This is a genomic window from Pseudomonas sp. UBA6753 (assembly GCF_002453565.1).
Lineage (GTDB): Bacteria > Pseudomonadota > Gammaproteobacteria > Pseudomonadales > Pseudomonadaceae > Aquipseudomonas > Aquipseudomonas putida_Z.
On the sequence record NZ_DKHD01000033.1, the window covers coordinates 49,104 to 66,952 of the forward strand.

Annotated in this window: 12 protein-coding genes and 1 tRNA gene; 11 read left to right on the plus strand and 2 right to left on the minus strand. The window is 63.0% G+C overall.

Going from position 1 to position 17,849, the window contains the following annotated elements; genetic code table 11:
- Positions 1 to 135 precede the first annotated feature (135 nt).
- From rpsU to B2790_RS14085, 5 genes are all read left to right on the plus strand, one after another.
- Positions 136 to 351, plus strand: a complete 216-nt coding sequence (gene rpsU, locus B2790_RS14065; protein ID WP_003255575.1) for a 30S ribosomal protein S21 — start codon at positions 136 to 138, stop codon at positions 349 to 351.
- A 303-nt stretch (positions 352 to 654) separates the two neighbouring features.
- On the plus strand, positions 655 to 2,637 hold the full coding sequence (gene dnaG / locus B2790_RS14070) for a DNA primase (RefSeq protein ID WP_286919021.1): 1,983 nt from the start codon (positions 655 to 657) through the stop codon (positions 2,635 to 2,637).
- Between the two features lie 67 nt (positions 2,638 to 2,704).
- Positions 2,705 to 4,555 (plus strand): RNA polymerase sigma factor RpoD, encoded by a 1,851-nt coding sequence (gene rpoD / locus B2790_RS14075; RefSeq protein WP_025337450.1) that lies wholly within the window; start codon positions 2,705 to 2,707, stop codon positions 4,553 to 4,555.
- Positions 4,556 to 4,836: 281 nt separating this feature from the next.
- Entirely contained in the window at positions 4,837 to 8,580 is a 3,744-nt protein-coding gene (locus tag B2790_RS14080; RefSeq protein ID WP_286919022.1) for a bifunctional diguanylate cyclase/phosphodiesterase, read from the plus strand.
- Positions 8,581 to 8,596: 16 nt separating this feature from the next.
- A tRNA-Ile gene (locus B2790_RS14085) sits at positions 8,597 to 8,673 on the plus strand.
- Between the two features lie 74 nt (positions 8,674 to 8,747).
- Here B2790_RS14085 and nicB read toward each other — a convergent pair.
- Positions 8,748 to 9,686 carry a 6-hydroxy-3-succinoylpyridine 3-monooxygenase gene (nicB, locus tag B2790_RS14090; protein ID WP_286919023.1) on the minus strand — a complete coding sequence of 313 codons (939 nt, stop codon included), beginning with the start codon at positions 9,684 to 9,686 and terminating at the stop codon, positions 8,748 to 8,750.
- A gap of 534 nt (positions 9,687 to 10,220) precedes the next feature.
- Here nicB and B2790_RS14095 point away from each other — a divergent pair.
- Positions 10,221 to 10,682, plus strand: a complete 462-nt coding sequence (locus B2790_RS14095) for an Lrp/AsnC family transcriptional regulator (protein ID WP_015268712.1) — start codon at positions 10,221 to 10,223, stop codon at positions 10,680 to 10,682.
- A gap of 13 nt (positions 10,683 to 10,695) precedes the next feature.
- Here the strand turns inward: B2790_RS14095 and B2790_RS14100 are convergent, their stop codons facing one another.
- Positions 10,696 to 10,986, minus strand: coding sequence for a hypothetical protein (locus B2790_RS14100; protein WP_286919024.1), 291 nt, complete (start codon positions 10,984 to 10,986; stop codon positions 10,696 to 10,698).
- A 624-nt stretch (positions 10,987 to 11,610) separates the two neighbouring features.
- Here B2790_RS14100 and B2790_RS14105 point away from each other — a divergent pair.
- From B2790_RS14105 to pqqB, 5 genes are all read left to right on the plus strand, one after another.
- Positions 11,611 to 13,293, plus strand: coding sequence for a flavin monoamine oxidase family protein (locus tag B2790_RS14105; RefSeq protein WP_286919025.1), 1,683 nt, complete (start codon positions 11,611 to 11,613; stop codon positions 13,291 to 13,293).
- Positions 13,294 to 13,307: 14 nt separating this feature from the next.
- The gene (locus B2790_RS14110; protein WP_286919026.1) at positions 13,308 to 14,102 is read left to right on the plus strand and encodes a carbon-nitrogen hydrolase family protein; all 795 of its coding nucleotides are present in this window, start codon (positions 13,308 to 13,310) and stop codon (positions 14,100 to 14,102) included.
- 144 nt (positions 14,103 to 14,246) lie between these two features.
- Complete coding sequence (gene pqqF / locus B2790_RS14115) at positions 14,247 to 16,547, plus strand: pyrroloquinoline quinone biosynthesis protein PqqF (protein ID WP_286919027.1); 2,301 nt, start codon at positions 14,247 to 14,249, stop codon at positions 16,545 to 16,547.
- Positions 16,548 to 16,705: 158 nt separating this feature from the next.
- Positions 16,706 to 16,777: a pyrroloquinoline quinone precursor peptide PqqA gene (pqqA, locus tag B2790_RS14120; protein ID WP_003243383.1), complete on the plus strand. Its 72-nt coding sequence runs from the start codon at positions 16,706 to 16,708 to the stop codon at positions 16,775 to 16,777.
- A 78-nt stretch (positions 16,778 to 16,855) separates the two neighbouring features.
- Positions 16,856 to 17,767: a pyrroloquinoline quinone biosynthesis protein PqqB gene (pqqB, locus tag B2790_RS14125; RefSeq protein WP_075044397.1), complete on the plus strand. Its 912-nt coding sequence runs from the start codon at positions 16,856 to 16,858 to the stop codon at positions 17,765 to 17,767.
- Positions 17,768 to 17,849 lie beyond the last annotated feature (82 nt).

Consider the following 17,849-nt stretch of genomic DNA (forward strand, 5'->3'; position numbering starts at 1 on the left):
GGTTTTCGATCAGAGGCTTTGCATTCCGGCTTGCTAAGGGTTAACATCCGCAACCCTTGAAAACCGACGTTCTCCAGCACACCTTTGTTTTGCCAGGAGCACGTCTACCCCGGTAATGAATTAAGGTAGCCCTGGATGCCAGCCGTCAAAGTTAAAGAGAACGAACCCTTCGACGTAGCTCTGCGTCGTTTCAAGCGCTCCTGCGAAAAAGCCGGTGTACTGGCTGAAGTTCGTAGCCGCGAGTTTTACGAGAAGCCGACCGCCGAGCGTAAGCGCAAAGCAGCTGCTGCTGTTAAGCGTCACGCCAAGAAAGTTCAGCGCGAACAGCGCCGCGCCGTTCGTCTGTACTAATACAGACGTTCTACGCAAAGCTTCTGCCCTGCCCGGCTAACCGCCGGGCGATGGCAGTGGTCGCTTCAAACTTGAGCAGCTAGCTCAAGGCCCTGCACAAGCTTCATGCGAACTGCACATGGGCAACCTGCCTGAAACGTCAGAGCTGGTCCTCCTTGTTGTATGACCAGACGTGCACGTCCGACTGACGGGCCCTCAGGGGCCGGCGACGAGCACACATTCCCTCGCACTTTCCCAAGCGGCACTCGCCCCATTCGGCGCGTGAGCGATTAGACTTGCCAGCTGCCAGATGACGAGACTGCCATGGCCGGGCTGATTCCCCAGAGTTTCATCGACGACCTTATCAACCGCCTCGACATCGTCGACGTGGTGAGTTCGCGCGTCCAGCTGAAAAAAACCGGCAAGAACTACTCCGCCTGCTGCCCGTTCCACAAGGAAAAGACCCCTTCCTTCACGGTCAGCCCCGACAAGCAGTTCTACTACTGCTTCGGCTGCGGTGCCGGCGGCAACGCCCTGGGCTTCGTCATGGACCACGACAACCTGGACTTCCCCCAGGCCGTCGAGGAGCTGGCCCGCGCCGCCGGCATGGAAGTGCCCCGCGAGCAAGGCCGCCGCGACCACAAGCCGCGCCAGCCAACCGATTCGCCGCTGTATCCGCTGCTGGACGCCGCCTCCGAGTTCTACCGCCAGGCCCTGCGCAGCCACCCGACCCGCAAGGCGGCGGTGGATTACCTCAAGGGCCGTGGCCTGTCCGGGGAAATCGCCCGCGACTTCGGCCTGGGCTTCGCCCCGCCAGGCTGGGACAACCTGCTCAAGCACCTGGGTGCCGACACTCTGCAGCAGAAGGTGATGATCGATGCCGGCCTGCTGATCGAGAACGCCGAAAGCGGCAAGCGCTACGACCGCTTCCGCGACCGGGTGATGTTCCCGATCCGCGACAGCCGCGGACGCATCATCGCCTTCGGTGGCCGGGTGCTCGGCGACGACAAACCCAAGTACCTGAACTCCCCGGAAACCCCGGTGTTCCACAAGGGCCAGGAACTCTACGGCCTGTACGAGGCACGCAAGCACAACCGCAACCTCGACGAAATCATCGTTGTCGAGGGCTACATGGACGTGATTGCCCTGGCCCAGCAGGGCCTGCGCAACGCCGTGGCCACCCTCGGCACCGCCACCAGCGAAGAGCACCTCAAGCGCCTGTTCCGCGTGGTACCCAGCGTGCTGTTCTGTTTCGACGGTGACCAGGCCGGGCGCAAGGCCGCCTGGCGCGCCCTGGAGTCGACCCTGTCGAACCTGCAGGACGGCCGCCGCGCGCGCTTCCTGTTCCTGCCCGAAGGCGAAGACCCGGACAGCCTGGTGCGCGCCGAAGGTACCGATGCCTTCATGGCCCGCATCAACCAGCACGCCCAACCGCTGGCCGATTACTTCTTCGAGCAACTAGGCGTCGAAGCCGACCCGCGCTCGCTGGAAGGCAAGGCGCATATGGCGACCCTGGCCGCACCGCTGATCGAAAAGATCCCCGGCGCCAACCTGCGCCAGCTGATGCGCAACCGCCTGAAGGAAATCACCGGCCTCGACCCGCAGCAGGTCGAGCAACTGGCGCAACACGCCCCGGCCGCCAGCAGCGTGCCGGACTACGACCCTGGCTACGACTACGACGCCATGGCCAGCTACACCGCCGACTACGGCGACATGCCGCAGCACGACTTCGCCCCCGTTCATCAGGAACAGGAGTGGAAGCCGAACAAGGGCGCTGGCAAGAAGCAGTGGAGCGACAAACCCTGGGACAAGAACCGCAAGGGTGGCAAGCCATGGCAGCAACGTGACGAAGCGCCACCACGCGTACCGGCCCCGGTCGAGCCGCCCACCCTGGCCGCCCTGCGCACCCTGCTGCACCACCCGCTGCTGGCCGGCAAGGTGGAGGATGCCAGCCACTTCGCCGACGAAGAACACCTGTACAGCCAGCTTCTGGTGGCACTGATCGAAGCCGCGCAGAAAAATCCTGGGCTAAGCTCAATGCAGTTGATCGCACGTTGGCACGGCACCGAGCAGGGGCGCCTGCTACGGGCCCTGGCGGAAAAGGAATGGCTGATCGTGGCCGACAACCTTGAACAACAGTTTTTCGACACTATAACTAGCTTGTCCGCCCGCCAACGCGAGCGCAGCCTGGAACAACTGCTCAGGAAATCACGTCAAAGCGAATTGACCAGCGAGGAAAAAACCCAGCTCCTCGCCCTGCTGAGCCGGAATGTTCCCGCACAAACGCCGACCTCATCTGGCGCGTGAGGCCCATGCTCGGGTATAATCCTCGGCTTGTTTTTTGCCCGCCAAGACCTTCAGTGGATAGGGTGTTATGTCCGGAAAAGCGCAACAGCAGTCTCGTATCAAAGAGTTGATCACCCGCGGTCGTGAGCAGGGCTACCTGACTTACGCGGAGGTCAACGACCACCTGCCTGAGGATATTTCAGATCCGGAACAGGTGGAAGACATCATCCGCATGATCAACGACATGGGGATCAACGTATTCGAGAGTGCTCCGGATGCGGATGCCCTTCTGTTGGCGGAAGCCGACACCGACGAAGCCGCGGCCGAAGAAGCCGCTGCTGCGTTGGCGGCAGTTGAAACCGATATCGGCCGCACGACCGACCCGGTGCGCATGTACATGCGCGAAATGGGTACCGTCGAGCTGCTGACCCGCGAAGGCGAGATCGAAATCGCCAAGCGTATCGAGGAAGGCATCCGTGAAGTCATGGGCGCCATCGCTCACTTCCCGGGCACTGTCGACTACATTCTCGGCGAATATGACCGTGTCACCACCGAAGGTGGCCGTCTGTCCGACGTTCTCAGCGGTTACATCGACCCTGATGACAATATCGCCGCGCCGACCGAAGAAGTGCCGATCCCTGGCACCAAGGCCGCCGCCGCGAAGGAAGAGTCCGACGACGACGAGGAAGAATCCGAAAGCGGTGACGACGAGGAAGAGGCCGAGAGCGGCCCGGACCCGGAAGTCGCTCGCCAGCGTTTCGGTGCGGTCAACGACCAGCTTCAGGCCACCAACAAGGTCCTGAAGAAGAACGGTCGCGCCCACAAGGAAAGCATCGACGCCCTGCAGGCCCTGGCCGACCTGTTCATGCCGATCAAGCTGGTACCGAAGCAGTTCGAGGTACTGGTAGAGCGTGTTCGTGACGCCCTGAACCGCCTGCGCCAGCAGGAACGCGCCATCATGCAGCTGTGCGTGCGTGACGCCCGCATGCCGCGTGCCGACTTCCTGCGCATGTTCCCGAGCAACGAAACCGACCAGACCTGGAGCGGCGACCTGGCCAAGCGCAACACCAAGTGGGCTGCCGCCCTAGGTGAAAAGGACGCCGCCATCGTCGCTTGCCAGCAGAAGCTGATCGACCTTGAGACCGAAACCGGCCTGACCGTTGCCGAGATCAAGGAAATCAACCGTCGCATGTCGATCGGTGAAGCCAAGGCCCGCCGCGCCAAGAAAGAAATGGTCGAGGCGAACCTGCGTCTGGTGATCTCCATCGCCAAGAAGTACACCAACCGTGGCCTGCAGTTCCTCGACCTGATCCAGGAAGGCAACATCGGCTTGATGAAAGCGGTGGACAAGTTCGAATACCGTCGCGGCTACAAGTTCTCGACCTACGCCACCTGGTGGATCCGCCAGGCGATCACCCGTTCGATCGCCGACCAGGCGCGCACCATCCGTATTCCGGTGCACATGATCGAGACGATCAACAAGCTCAACCGTATTTCCCGCCAGATGCTGCAGGAAATGGGTCGCGAACCGACCCCGGAAGAGCTGGGCGAGCGCATGGAAATGCCTGAGGACAAGATCCGCAAGGTACTGAAGATCGCCAAAGAGCCGATCTCCATGGAAACCCCGATCGGTGACGACGAAGATTCGCACCTGGGCGACTTCATCGAGGACTCGACCATGCAGTCCCCGATCGACGTGGCCACGGTCGAAAGCCTCAAGGAAGCCACCCGTGACGTGCTCTCGGGCCTGACCGCACGCGAAGCCAAGGTGCTGCGCATGCGTTTCGGTATCGACATGAACACCGACCACACCCTCGAAGAGGTGGGCAAGCAGTTCGACGTGACCCGCGAGCGGATCCGTCAGATCGAAGCGAAGGCGTTGCGCAAACTGCGCCACCCGACTCGCAGCGAGCATCTGCGCTCCTTCCTCGACGAGTGATGACAAAACCCCGGCCCAGGCCGGGGTTTTTCTTTTCCGGCCCTTCCACTGCCTGTTCTGGCCTCATCGCCGGCAAGCCGGCTCCCACAGGTACTGCGCCACCTTTCAGCCTTGCGCGATCCCTGTGGGAGCCGGCTTGCCGGCGATGGGCTGCGCAGCAGCCCCATTTCCTCGTTACCTCCCCCTTCCGACAGCCAGAACACAAAGCCCGCCCTTCCACCGCACACCTGCAGCAATGCCCGTCTACACTCGACTTCATACCACTTGAATGTGAGGCCGCTATGCCGCTGATGCCGGCCATCCTGTTGCTGCTCCTGATTTTTTGGAACACAGCGGCCGGCGCCCTGACCCTGACAGACGAGGAGAAAGCCTGGTTGGCTGCCCACCCGCAGCTGAGCCTGGGTGTAGACGCCTCTTGGCCACCGTTCGAGTTTCGCGACCAGGAGGGCCGATACCAGGGATTGGCCGCCGATTACATCGCCACGATCCAGCAACGCCTGGGTGTGACGCTCAAACCGGTCGAACCCAGCAGCTGGACCGAGGTACTGGCGCAAGCACGCGAAAGCCGCATCGACCTGCTGCCCGGCATCATGTCCACCCCCGAACGCCAAGGCTACCTGGCCTTCACCCGGCCGTACCTCGACTTCCCCATCGTCATCCTCGCCCACAAAGGCGGCGCACAGCCGCGCAACCTGGACGACCTGTACGGCCTGAAGATTGCCGTGGTCGAAAACTACGCCCCGCACGAACTGCTGCGCACCCACCACCCGGACCTCAACCTGGTGGCCCTGCCCAACGTCAGTTCCACCCTGCAGGCCCTGGCAACCGACGAAGTGGACGCGGTGGTCGGCGACCTCGCTTCAAGCATCTGGAGCCTGCGCCAGCTCAAGCTCGACGGCCTCTACGTCAGCGGTGAAACGCCCTACCGCTACCAGCTGGCCATGGCCGCCCCACGCGACAAGAAGGTGCTGGTCGGCATTCTCGACAAAGTGATGGCCGACATGAGCAGCGGCGAAGTCAGCCAGATCCAGCAACGCTGGGTGGGCAATGTGGTCGACCAACGGATGTTCTGGTCGGACCTGCTGGTATACGGCCTGCCCGCGGTGCTGGTATTGATGGCCGTGCTGGCAGTGGTCATTCGCATCAACCGCCGGCTCAGTTCGGAAATTTCCCGGCGCATCGCCCTGGAACAGGAACTGCGCAGCAGCGAGTACCACTATCGCAGCCTGGTAGAGAGCCTGTCCGCCATCGCCTGGGAGGCCGACGCCAACGACTTCACCTACAGCTACGTCTCACCCCACGCCGAAGACCTGCTCGGCTACCCATTGGCCGACTGGCTCAAGCCCGGCTTCTGGCGCAGCATCCTGCACCCGGAGGATGCCCTCTGGGCCCAGGCCTACTGCGACAGCGAAACCGCCGCCGGGCGCGACCACAGCCTCGACTACCGGGTAATCCGGGCCGATGGCCAGCCATTGTGGGTACGCAACATCGTCAGCATGATCGAGCATGGCCATCAGCCGGTGATGCGTGGCCTGATGATCGACATCAGCGAGACCAAGCGCACCGAGGACGCCCTGCGCCTGTCCGAGCAGAAGTTCGCCTCGGTGTTCCAGCAGTGCCCCGACATCCTGCTGATCGCCCGCCACAGCGACGGCTGCCTGCTGGAGGTGAACGAAGCCTTCGAAGAGCAGATCGGCCTCACCCCGGGCCAGGTAATCGGCCGCACCGCCACCGAGCTCAACCTGTGGGGCGTCGAAGGCACCGGCCCGCGATTGCTCGAACGCCTGCACCGGGGCGGTATCCGCAACCTGGAAATGAGCTTCCGCCGTAGCAACGGCCAACTGTTCACCGGCCTGACCTCGGCCGAAACCTTCGAGCTCGACGGCAACCTCGCGCTGGTGGTAGCGGTACGCGATATCAGCCAGCTCAAGGAAACCCAGGAGCAGCTGCAAATCTCGGAAGAGAAATTCGCCAAGGCCTTCCATGCCTCGCCCGATGGCCTGCTGCTGTCGCGCCAGAGCGACGGCTTGCTGCTTGAAGTGAACGAGGGCTTCTGCCGCCTGACCGGCTACGATCTCAGCCCGACCCTCGACCAGACCTCGCTGGACCTGGGCATCTGGGTCGACCTCAACGAACGCAAGCGCCTGGTCGAACAGCTCAACCGCGACGGCTTCGTACGCGACTTCACATGCCACCTGCGCCGCAGTGATGGGCAGATTCGCCTCTGCGAGCTCTCTGCACGGCCGCTGCCGATTGCTGGCGACGACTGCATGCTGACCATCGCCCGCGACATCACCGAGCGCCACCTGATGCAGGAAAAACTGCAGCTGGCCGCCACCGTGTTCGAGAACACCGCCGAAGGCGTGCTGATCACCGACATCGACCAGCGCATCAGTGCCGTCAACCGCGCCTTCAGCGAAATCACCGGCTACAGCGAGATCGAAGCCCTCGGCCAGACCCCGCGCCTGCTTGCCTCCGGCCAGCACGACAGCGCGTTCTATGTCGCCATGTGGCACCAGCTGACCGACGAAGGCCACTGGCAAGGCGAGATCTACAACAAGCGCAAGAACGGCGAGCTGTACCCCGGCTGGCTGACCATCAGCGCCGTGCGCAACAGAGAACGCGAGATCACCCACTTCGTCGCCGTGTTTGCCGACATCTCCAGCCTCAAGCACGCCCAGGCCAAGCTCGACTACCAGGCCCACCACGACCCGCTGACCGGCCTGCCCAATCGTGCCCTGTTCGAGAACCGCCTGCAGGCCGCACTCACCTGCTCGCAAGTGTCCAACCGCAAGGGCGCGGTGCTGTTCCTTGACCTCGACCGTTTCAAGCACATCAACGACAGCCTCGGCCACCCGGTCGGTGACCTGCTGCTCAAGGGCATCGCCCAACGCCTGAAGGAGCAGGTGCGTGATGTCGACACCGTGGCCCGCCTGGGCGGCGACGAGTTCATCATCCTGCTGCCCGGCTTGCACAAACCCAGTGACGCCAGCGCCATCGCCAACAAGCTGCTGGCCTGCTTCAACGCACCGTTCCAGGCCGGCGAGCACGAGTTCTTCACCAGCGCCAGCATCGGCATCAGCCTTTATCCCCAGGACGGCACCGACGTTTCCACACTGATTCGCAACGCCGACGCAGCCATGTACCGCTCCAAGGCCAAGGGCCGCAACCGCGTCGAAGCCTACACCCTCGACCTCACCGCCCAGGCCAGCGAACGCATCGCCCTGGAGCACGAACTGCGCCGCGCCATCGAGCGCAACGAACTGAGCCTGTGCTTCCAGCCCAAGCTCAGCCTCAAGACCCAGAGCCTGGTCGGCGCCGAAGCGCTGATCCGCTGGAGCCACCCGACCTTTGGTGAAGTGCCGCCAGAGCACTTCATCCACCTGGCGGAAGAGAACGGCACCATCCTCCAGATCGGCGACTGGGTACTGGAACAGGCCTGCCGGCAGATGCATGCCTGGAAGATGCACTACGACCCCTTCGGCCCGCTGTCGATAAACCTCGCCGGCGCCCAGCTGCGCCACCCCCACCTTGCCCGGCGCATCGAACAGTTGCTGAAGCACTACCAGCTCAAGGCCGGCGACCTGCAGCTGGAAATCACCGAAAACTTCATCATGAGCCAGGCAGAGGAAGCCCTGGCCGTGCTGTACCAGCTGAAGAAGCTGGGCGTGCAGCTGGCCATCGACGACTTCGGCACCGGTTATTCATCGCTGAGCTACCTCAAGCGCCTGCCGCTGGACATCCTCAAGATCGACAAGTCGTTCATCCGCGGCCTGCCCGACGACCCCCACGACGCCGCCATCGCCCGCGCGATCATCGCCCTGGGCCGCAGCATGCAGCTGACCATCATTGCCGAGGGTGTGGAAAACCAGGCCCAGCAACGCTTCCTGGCGGCTGAAGGCTGTGAGCAGATCCAGGGCTACATCGTCAGCCTGCCCCTGCCCCCGGACGACTTCGCGGCGACGTTTCTTCGCATAGCACTATCGGATCTTTCAGATGGCACAGGTGCGAAACCCTCGTTATAATCCGGCCACTTACTGAGGGCCTATAGCTCAGTCGGTTAGAGCAGAGGACTCATAATCCTTTGGTCCACGGTTCGAGTCCGTGTGGGCCCACCAGAAAACTCAAAGGCCTACGTTGCAGAACGTAGGCCTTTGTCATTTCAGGGTCAGCAGTAGCCATGTTCTCCTGACTAGGGCAACTCCTCTTGCTGGGCTATCCAGCTGTGTATGTACTGAAGAACCCGTGTCGCACCTTCGGCAGTTTCCACCAGCTCTATCGGCCGCTCACCACTGAGGAACTGATTGGGCTGCTCCATCCACTTGAACGCTGCCGCCCTGCTTCCGCGTACAGGAATGGCCAGATCCAGAATTTCGTGCAGCAGTTCAGGTTGCCCATACCAAGACTCCGGCTTAATGGTTGGTTTCCTCCCTGGAATCACTCTCGGTAGCTGACAGGCCGCAAGCTCGCCTGAATTGATGTGCTCTCGCTTCCAGTGCGCAAACTTGATCAGGTCGGTATTCGCCGAGCGGTTTTGCCCCGACGTCGGCACAACCACGCCAATCCGCACATCTGTGTGAGCACGAATCATCTCAAGTGCAGGAGCGATGTCAGTATCGTTGGTAACGATGACGGCATGGTCAATCTGCCCCGTGATCGAATCATGGTAAGCCTGGAGGGCCAGATTCACGTCGCTCTGTTTCTCCTCCACCTTCCAGGCCTGGATTTCCTGGCACTCACGCGGAGCCTTGTCCGGATCTTCAGGGTCGACGATCTTCACCTTCATTTTATTGACGGCGTAATAACCTTCGATGAGCTCTATTCGACCGTCATGCAGCTTGCGCAAAGCGGTGTGGTAGCGAGCTTGTGACGATACCGAATCGCCGGCACGGGCGACCGACTCGATAATCTTTGCCGTGAAATATTTGATCGAGGGGGATTTCAGGAGCCGCGATGCCCTGATCTGGCCATGGCTGTCCGTGACCAGTATGGAAGGCAAGATGTGCTTTTCAAAGAGAGGCAACAGGTCGAGCCACTTGTACGGAGTGCCGCGCAAGCAGCCGTAGTAGAAGTTGTAGCCGTCGATATAGATACGAGTGCGCAGAGGCTCAGAATCAAGCTTTCTCTGCATTTTTTGCACTCCAGAAACGAAAAAACCGGCTTTAGCCGGCTTTTTCCCCCTCCAACCAGATGGTCATGCCACGCCGGTCGTGAGGGTTAGTTGTTGTCGGCAGTATTGCGCAATGAGGGAGCTGATGCAAGGTGGTAGGCTGGCATCCTCGTCCTCCGAAACACAACGTTCGTGAGAGGGCCATTCTCTGCTCAGGCATGGCTATCTAGACAGCGATAAATCGTTAGATTTTGTGAGCCCTATCCCACCCTGGACCGCACCTCGACCTGCCGCACCAATCGAGCAGTTCTGCCATTGCGCCCGATGCTTACATGCCGGCGCGGCGACTGTAGGAGCGGCCTTGTGTCGCGAAAGGGCCGCAAAGCGGCCCTGGGATTTCAGCGCTGATGCAAATATTGTTGGGGCTGCTGCGCAGCCCTTTCGCGACGCAAGGCCGCTCCCACAAGGGACGGCGTCAGCGCAGCCTGCTGTGACTGCCCTTGCTCTGGCCAGCCCTGGCTGGCTAGGCTAGCGGGTCAACCGTAGAGACTCGCCATGTCGGATTCCCGCTCCATCACGCTGGATGAAATCGATCGCCAGCTGATCGCCCTGCTGCAGATAAACGCCCGCGAAAGCGTCGCCACCCTCGCCCGTCAGTTGGGCATCGCTCGCACCACCGTCAACTCGCGCCTGGAGCGGTTGGAGAAGAACAAGGTCATCTCCGGCTATGGCGTACGCCTGGGCCAGCGGGTGATGGGTGGCGGGCTGCAGGCGTATGTGGGGATCAAGGTGCAGCCGCGCTCGGGCAAGGAGGTGGTGCGGCGCCTGAGTGCCATGGGCCAGGTGCAGCAGCTGTGCGCAGTGAGCGGCGAGTTCGACTATGTGGCCTGGCTGCGTACGGATTCGCCCGAGCAACTGGACCAGCTGCTTGACCAGATCGGCAGTGTCGACGGGGTGGAGAAGACCACCACGTCGATCATTCTCAGCAGCAAGGTGGACCGCGGGCAGCCGCTCTGAACCTGGCTGGCGGTCAGGCTTCCTGGCCGTCGAGCAGGCCTTCCAGAATCGCCGAAAGGCTTTCGGCGGAATGCTGCATCGACCAGACAATGTCACGGCTACGCTCGGGGGCGTGATGCTGGGCGTAGTCGGTGGCGATCTGATTGAGGCCACGGGCCAGCAGGCAGGCGTGGACCAAGGCGTCTGCGGCGTCGATGTCGGGGCGTATGGCAAATAATGGCGGGTGGCTGGATTCGCAGTTGCAGAAGGTTTTTTCTGCGGTGGGTTTCAGTTTTTCGGGTTGCTCGGGTAAGCGTTTGGTCATGGTATAGCCTCCAAATCACAAGGGTGATCGGCGGCCAATCGCATCCTTCTCACGGGAATTGGGTGGCAGCCATGCACGAGGTGAGAACCGGCGAACTTGGAGGCGCGTACCCGGCCAGGCAAAGCCTGCCCGCGCACAGCTGCCATAGCAGTGCGCCTCCAGAATGGTCCGCGGGTTCTCACGCCCGATCGCCGAATTTCCGGCGACCCAGTGAAGTTAACGATGAAGCGATTCCCGCGATGCCAGACCGAGGCGATAGGGGGCGTAGGGTAATTCTTTATTTCCCGGCATGGGTGTAGGAACTATCTGATCACACCCTGGTAAGCCCGCCGCAGACCCTGTGGGAGCGGGCGTGCCCGCGAACACGGGCGCAGCCCGTGCCATACAGCGCGGGGGCTTCTTCGCGGGCTCGCCCGCTCCCACAGGGGGCCGATGCTGTGCTTGAGATGGGTAGGCTTCCTGTTCGTCATAAAGCTATATTTTTTATACATTTCGACGACACAAGCTACATTCAGACAACACTCTGCACCTTAATAACGAACACCCCACTCCCTAAAATGGCCCCCAGGCATCTCCTATACTCAGGCTCCGCCCGCTGCGCAGCCTCTCTGGCAAGGTCACTTCATGAAAAAGAAAAACCGCCACCCCGCCGATGGTAAAAAACCCGTCACCATCTTCGGTCCGGATTTCCCCTTCGCCTTCGACGACTGGCTGGAACACCCCGCAGGCCTGGGCAGCATCCCGGCCGAGCGCCATGGTGAGGAAGTGGCAATCGTGGGCGCCGGTATCGCCGGCCTGGTGGCGGCCTACGAGCTGATGAAGCTGGGCCTCAAGCCGGTGGTGTACGAAGCATCCAAGCTGGGTGGCCGGCTGCGCTCGCAAACCTTCAACGGCACCGACGGGATCATCGCCGAACTGGGTGGCATGCGCTTCCCGGTGTCATCCACTGCCTTCTACCACTACGTGGACAAGCTGGGCCTGGAGACCAAACCGTTCCCCAACCCGCTGACCCCGGCCTCGGGCAGCACGGTGATCGACCTGGAAGGCCAGACCTACTACGCCGAAAAACCCACCGACCTGCCCAAGCTGTTCCACGAAGTGGCCGATGCCTGGGCCGACGCGCTGGAAAGCGGTGCCCGGTTCGCCGACATCCAGCAGGCCATCCGCGACCGTGACGTACCGCGCCTGAAAGAGCTGTGGAACAAGCTGGTACCGCTGTGGGACGACCGCACGTTCTACGACTTCGTCGCCACCTCGCGCTCGTTCGCCCAGCTGAGCTTCCAGCACCGCGAAGTGTTCGGCCAGGTCGGCTTCGGCACCGGCGGCTGGGACTCGGACTTTCCCAACTCGATGCTGGAAATCTTCCGCGTGGTGATGACCAACTGCGACGACCACCAACACCTGGTGGTCGGCGGTGTGGAGCAGGTACCACAAGGCATCTGGCGCCATGTACCGGAGCGCTGCGTGCATTGGCCGGAAGGCACCAGCCTGAGCGGGCTGCATGGCGGCGCACCGCGTACCGGGGTCAAGCGCATCGCCCGCGCTGCCGATGGCCGCCTGGCGGTCACCGACAACTGGGGCGACACCCGTCACTACAGTGCCGTGCTCGCCACCTGCCAGACCTGGCTGCTGACCACCCAGATCGACTGCGAGGAATCGCTGTTCTCGCAAAAGATGTGGATGGCCCTGGACCGCACCCGCTACATGCAGTCGTCGAAGACCTTCGTCATGGTCGACCGGCCGTTCTGGAAGGACAAGGACCCGGAAACCGGCCGCGACCTGATGAGCATGACCCTCACCGATCGCCTCACCCGTGGCACCTACTTGTTCGACAACGGTGACGACAAGCCGGGGGTGATCTGCCTGTCCTACTCGTGGATGAGCGACGCGCTGAAGATGCTGCCGCACCCGGTGGAAAAACGCGTGCAACTGGCCCTGGATGCACTGAAGAAGATCTACCCGAAGACCGACATCGCCGGGCACATCATCGGCGACCCGATCACCGTTTCCTGGGAAGCCGACCCGCACTTCCTCGGCGCCTTCAAGGGCGCGCTGCCTGGGCACTACCGCTACAACCAACGCATGTACGCGCACTTCATGCAGCAGGACATGCCTGCCGAGCAGCGCGGCATGTTCATCGCCGGTGACGATGTGTCGTGGACGCCGGCCTGGGTGGAAGGCGCGGTACAGACATCGCTGAATGCGGTGTGGGGTATCATGAATCACTTCGGTGGCCGCACCCACCCGGACAACCCCGGTCCAGGCGACGTGTTCGACGAAATCGGCCCGATCGCCCTGCCGGACTGAGACAAGGAGGCAGCATGCGCATCGCTCTGTTCCAGGGCGCACCCAAGCCACTGGACGTGCCCGGCAACCTGCAACGGTTGCGCCACCAGGCGCAACTGGCGGCCGAACGCGGCGCCAGTTTGCTGGTGTGCCCGGAGATGTTCCTGACCGGCTACAACATCGGCCTGGCCCAGGTCGAGCGCCTGGCCGAGGCCGTCGATGGCCCGGCGGCCATGGAGGTGGTGGAGATCGCCCAGGCGCACCGCATCGCAATCGTCTATGGCTACCCGGAGCGTGGCGATGATGGCGCCATCTACAACAGTGTGCAGTTGATCGATGCGCACGGCCGCAGCCTGAGCAACTATCGCAAGACCCACTTGTTCGGCGAACTGGACCGCTCGATGTTTAGCGCAGGTTCCGATCACTTCCCGGTGGTGGAGCTGGATGGCTGGAAGGTCGGCCTGTTGATCTGCTACGACATCGAGTTCCCGGAAAACGCGCGACGCCTGGCGCTGGACGGTGCCGAGCTGATCCTGGTGCCGACGGCGAACATGTCGCCGTACGACTTCATCTGCCAGGTGACCGTGAGGGCGCGGGCGCAGGAGAACCAGTGCTACCTGGTGTATGCCAACTACTGCGGCTCGGAAGGCGAGATCCAGTATTGCGGGCAGAGCAGCATCATCGGCCCGGATGGCAGCCTGCTGGCCATGGCCGGGCGGGACGAGTGCCAGTTGCTTGCGGAGCTGGAGCATGAGCGGGTGGTGCAGGGGCGCAGGGCGTTTCCTTACCTCACCGATTTGCGCCAGGAGTTGCATCTGCGTAAGGGCTGATGGCCCTTTCGCGGGCACGCCCGCTCCCACAGGGTCTGCGCTGCCTTTCATACCTGCGCCACTCCTGTGGGAGCGGGCGTGCCCGCGAAGAGGCCGGGCCTGCAAACAAATGGGTTAGCATGGACAGCAGTTACCGGAGCCCCCATGCCTGACGCCACCCGCCACCTCACCCTCGCCAACGGCCTGCAGCTGACCCTGCGCCACGCCCCGCGCCTGAAGCGCTCGGCCGCCGCCCTGCGGGTGCACGCGGGTAGCCACGACGCGCCGACCAATTGGCCCGGCCTGGCCCACTTTCTGGAGCACCTGTTCTTCCTCGGCACCTCCCGCTTCCCTCTGGACGACGGCCTGATGCGCTACGTGCAGGCCCACGGCGGCCAGGTCAATGCCAGCACCCGCGAACGCACCACCGACTTCTTCTTCGAGGTCCCGCCCAGCGCCCTGACCGGGGGGCTGGAGCGCCTGTGCCAGATGTTGGCCGAACCAGACCTGGGCATCGAGCGCCAACGCCGCGAACGCGAAGTAATCCATGCCGAGTTCATTGCCTGGTCGCGCAGCCCTCAGGCCCAGCAGCAGTTCGCCTTGCTGCAATCGGCAGCGCCCGGCCATCCATTGGGCGCTTTTCATGCCGGTAACCGGCACACCCTGGCCTTGCAGGATCCTGCCTTCCAGCAAGCGCTCGGTGGCTTTCACCAGCGCTTCTACCAAGGCGGCCAGGTCACCCTGAGCCTGTGCGGCCCGCAATCGCTGGATGAACTGGAATTGCTGGGCCGGCAGCATGCCAAGCTGTTCGCAACGGGTGAACGGGTGCCACAAGCTCTGCCACCGCCTTTATCGACGACCGACACGCACCTGTTGTTCAGCCACGAAAACCTGCCGGCAGGTGCCGACCAGGCCCTTGAGTTGCTGATCGCCTGCCTCGGCGATAGCCGCCCGGGCACCTGGCTGGATGCGCTTCGCCAGCGTGGCTGGCTGCAAGGCTTCAAGGCCGAGGCGCTGTATGCCTTCGCCGGGCAGTTGCTGTGGCACATTGATCTGAAGCTGAGCGAGGACGCCTGCCCAGAGGAAGCCGATGCCCTGTTGCAGGGCTGGTTCGGCTTCATCCGCCAGGCCGCCCCTGAGCAATTGAGTGCCGAGTTCGAGCTGCTGCAGCAAAGTCGCGAACGCAGTTCCAGTGCGCTTGAGCTGGCCCGCCGGGACAGCGCCGGCCAGCCGTTCGCCGGCCTGGACACACAAGGCTTGCAGGCCCTTCGTGCCCTGCTGGAAGGCCTGCCGGGCCGCGCCCATGGGCATTGGCAACTGCCCGCCGTCGACCCCTTGCTCCTGGCAGACTTGCCTGATGCCAGGCCGCAGCCGCTGCCAGCGGCACTGAAGGTCAGCGACCAGCTGCCTGGCGCTCGTCAGTACGCGGCGCTGTACCTGCGCTGGCATGTCCCTTCACCGTTGCGCCAGCGCCTGCACGCGCTGCTCGAACGTGCCCTGCACCCCATGCAAGAGCGCTGCGAGCGCGTATCGGTGCAGTTGCAGTTCAGTGCCGCTGGCGAATATTGGCAACTGCGCTGCGCAGGGCTGCCGGCAGCGGTGCTGCGCACTGTGGAACAGGCCTTGGCACTGATGCTCCAGCCCCCGGCAGGCAGCTGGCTGCCGAGTTCGACGCAGCCTCCGGCACTGATCCCCATCCGGGCCCTGCTCAAGCAGCTGCCCGACGCCGTGTTGGGCGCCGCGCCTGCACCTGCTCCGGCCTGCACCCTGGCACAGACGCATCTCGACAGCCTGTGGCAGCAAGCACGCTGGCACGGCCTGGCTGCCGGCTTCGACGATGCCGTCCTGAACGCATTGGGCACCGTGCTGCAGCACTGCCCTGGCCAAGGCTCGGCGCCTGGCCCTCTGCCCGCCTGGGCCAGCCACCGTTGGCAACATGCCGAAGTACCTGGCAGTGAGCATGCCCTGCTGCTGTTCTGCCCACTGCCGGCGGCCATGGAAGCCGCTGGTCGCCTGCTCGCCCAGTTGCTGCAAGGGCCGGTTTATCAACGGCTGCGGGTAGAATTGCAACTCGGCTATGCGGTATTCAGTACCTTTCGTCAGGTCGAGGGGGTCGGCGGCCTGCTGTTCGGGGTCCAGTCGCCTCATGCCAGCCAGGTACAGATCCTCGACCACCTGCTCACCTTGCTGCGCCAGGGCGTCACCCTGGCCCCTGCCGCTGGTCAGGCCCTGGCCGGGCAATTCGATGAACCGGCGATGGGCAACGCCGAAGTCGCCGAATGGGCGTGGCAGACATTCCTGGCCACACAACCCGGCAGGCTGGATTCGCTGCGCAGGTCTATCCTGAAAACGCGGCAGACGGATCTGGACCAGCTGCTGAGCCACTTGCTCGATAAGGGCTCCACTTGGCTATGCCTTGCCAACGCTGCCGCACCAGATGCTTCCTGGCTGGGTTCAACCCCATGATTGTTACGAAAACCGCAACGGAGTTTTCGAATAATTAACCTTTCGGTACAAATTTTTCTTGTAAGATAGCGCAATCCCAGCCATGGGAACCTCCAGCCAATGGCGGTACCCAAGTAGTAGCTGACAAACCCACCCCCTCATCCGGAAGGAGTAATTCCATGTGGACCAAACCTGCATACACTGATCTGCGCATCGGCTTCGAAGTCACCATGTACTTCGCCAACCGCTAAGCCCGGCTTACGGTTCAACGCCTCGGCCTGCCGGGGCGTTTTCGTTTTTTCGCTACGGTTTCTGCAGAGAGAGTGGCCATGTACATCCAGGTTCTCGGTTCCGCCGCCGGCGGCGGGTTCCCACAGTGGAACTGCAACTGCGTCAACTGCAAGGGCTTGCGTGACGGCACCCTGCGGGCCACGCCACGCACCCAGTCGTCCATCGCCCTGTCCGACGACGGCGTGCACTGGGTGCTGTGCAATGCCTCGCCCGACATTCGCGCCCAGCTTCAGGCCTTTGCGCCGATGCAGCCGGCCCGCGCCCTGCGCGACACCGGCATCAACGCCATCATCCTGCTGGACAGCCAGATCGACCACACCACCGGCCTGCTCAGCCTGCGCGAAGGCTGCCCGCACCAGGTGTGGTGCACCGACATGGTCCACCAGGACCTGACCACGGGCTTTCCGCTGTTCAACATGCTCAGCCACTGGAACGGCGGCCTGCAGTGGAACCGCATCGAGCTGGAAGGCAGCTTCGTCATCGACGCGTGCCCCAACCTGCGCTTCACCCCGTTCCCCCTGCGCAGCGCCGCGCCGCCCTACTCGCCGCACCGCTTCGACCCGCACCCGGGCGACAACCTTGGCCTGCTGGTCGAGGACACCCGCACCGGCGGCAAGCTGTTCTACGCCCCGGGCCTGGGCCAGGTGGACGACAAGCTGCTGACGATGATGCACGACGCCGACTGCCTGCTGGTCGACGGCACCCTGTGGGAAGATGATGAAATGCAGCGCCGTGGCGTGGGCACCCGCACCGGCCGCGAGATGGGCCACCTGGCTCAGAACGGCCCCGGCGGCATGCTGGAAGTGCTGGATGGCTTCCCGCGCCAGCGCAAGGTACTTATCCACATCAACAACACCAACCCGATTCTCGACGAAGACTCGCCCGAGCGTGCCGAAGTGCTGCGCCGGGGTGTGGAAGTGGCCTTCGATGGCATGAGTATCGAGTTGTAAAAAGGTCTGCGAGTTGACACAACCCCCTGTGGGAGCGGGCATGCCCGCGAAAAATCCAACACGGTGTATGGCACCGGCTTCG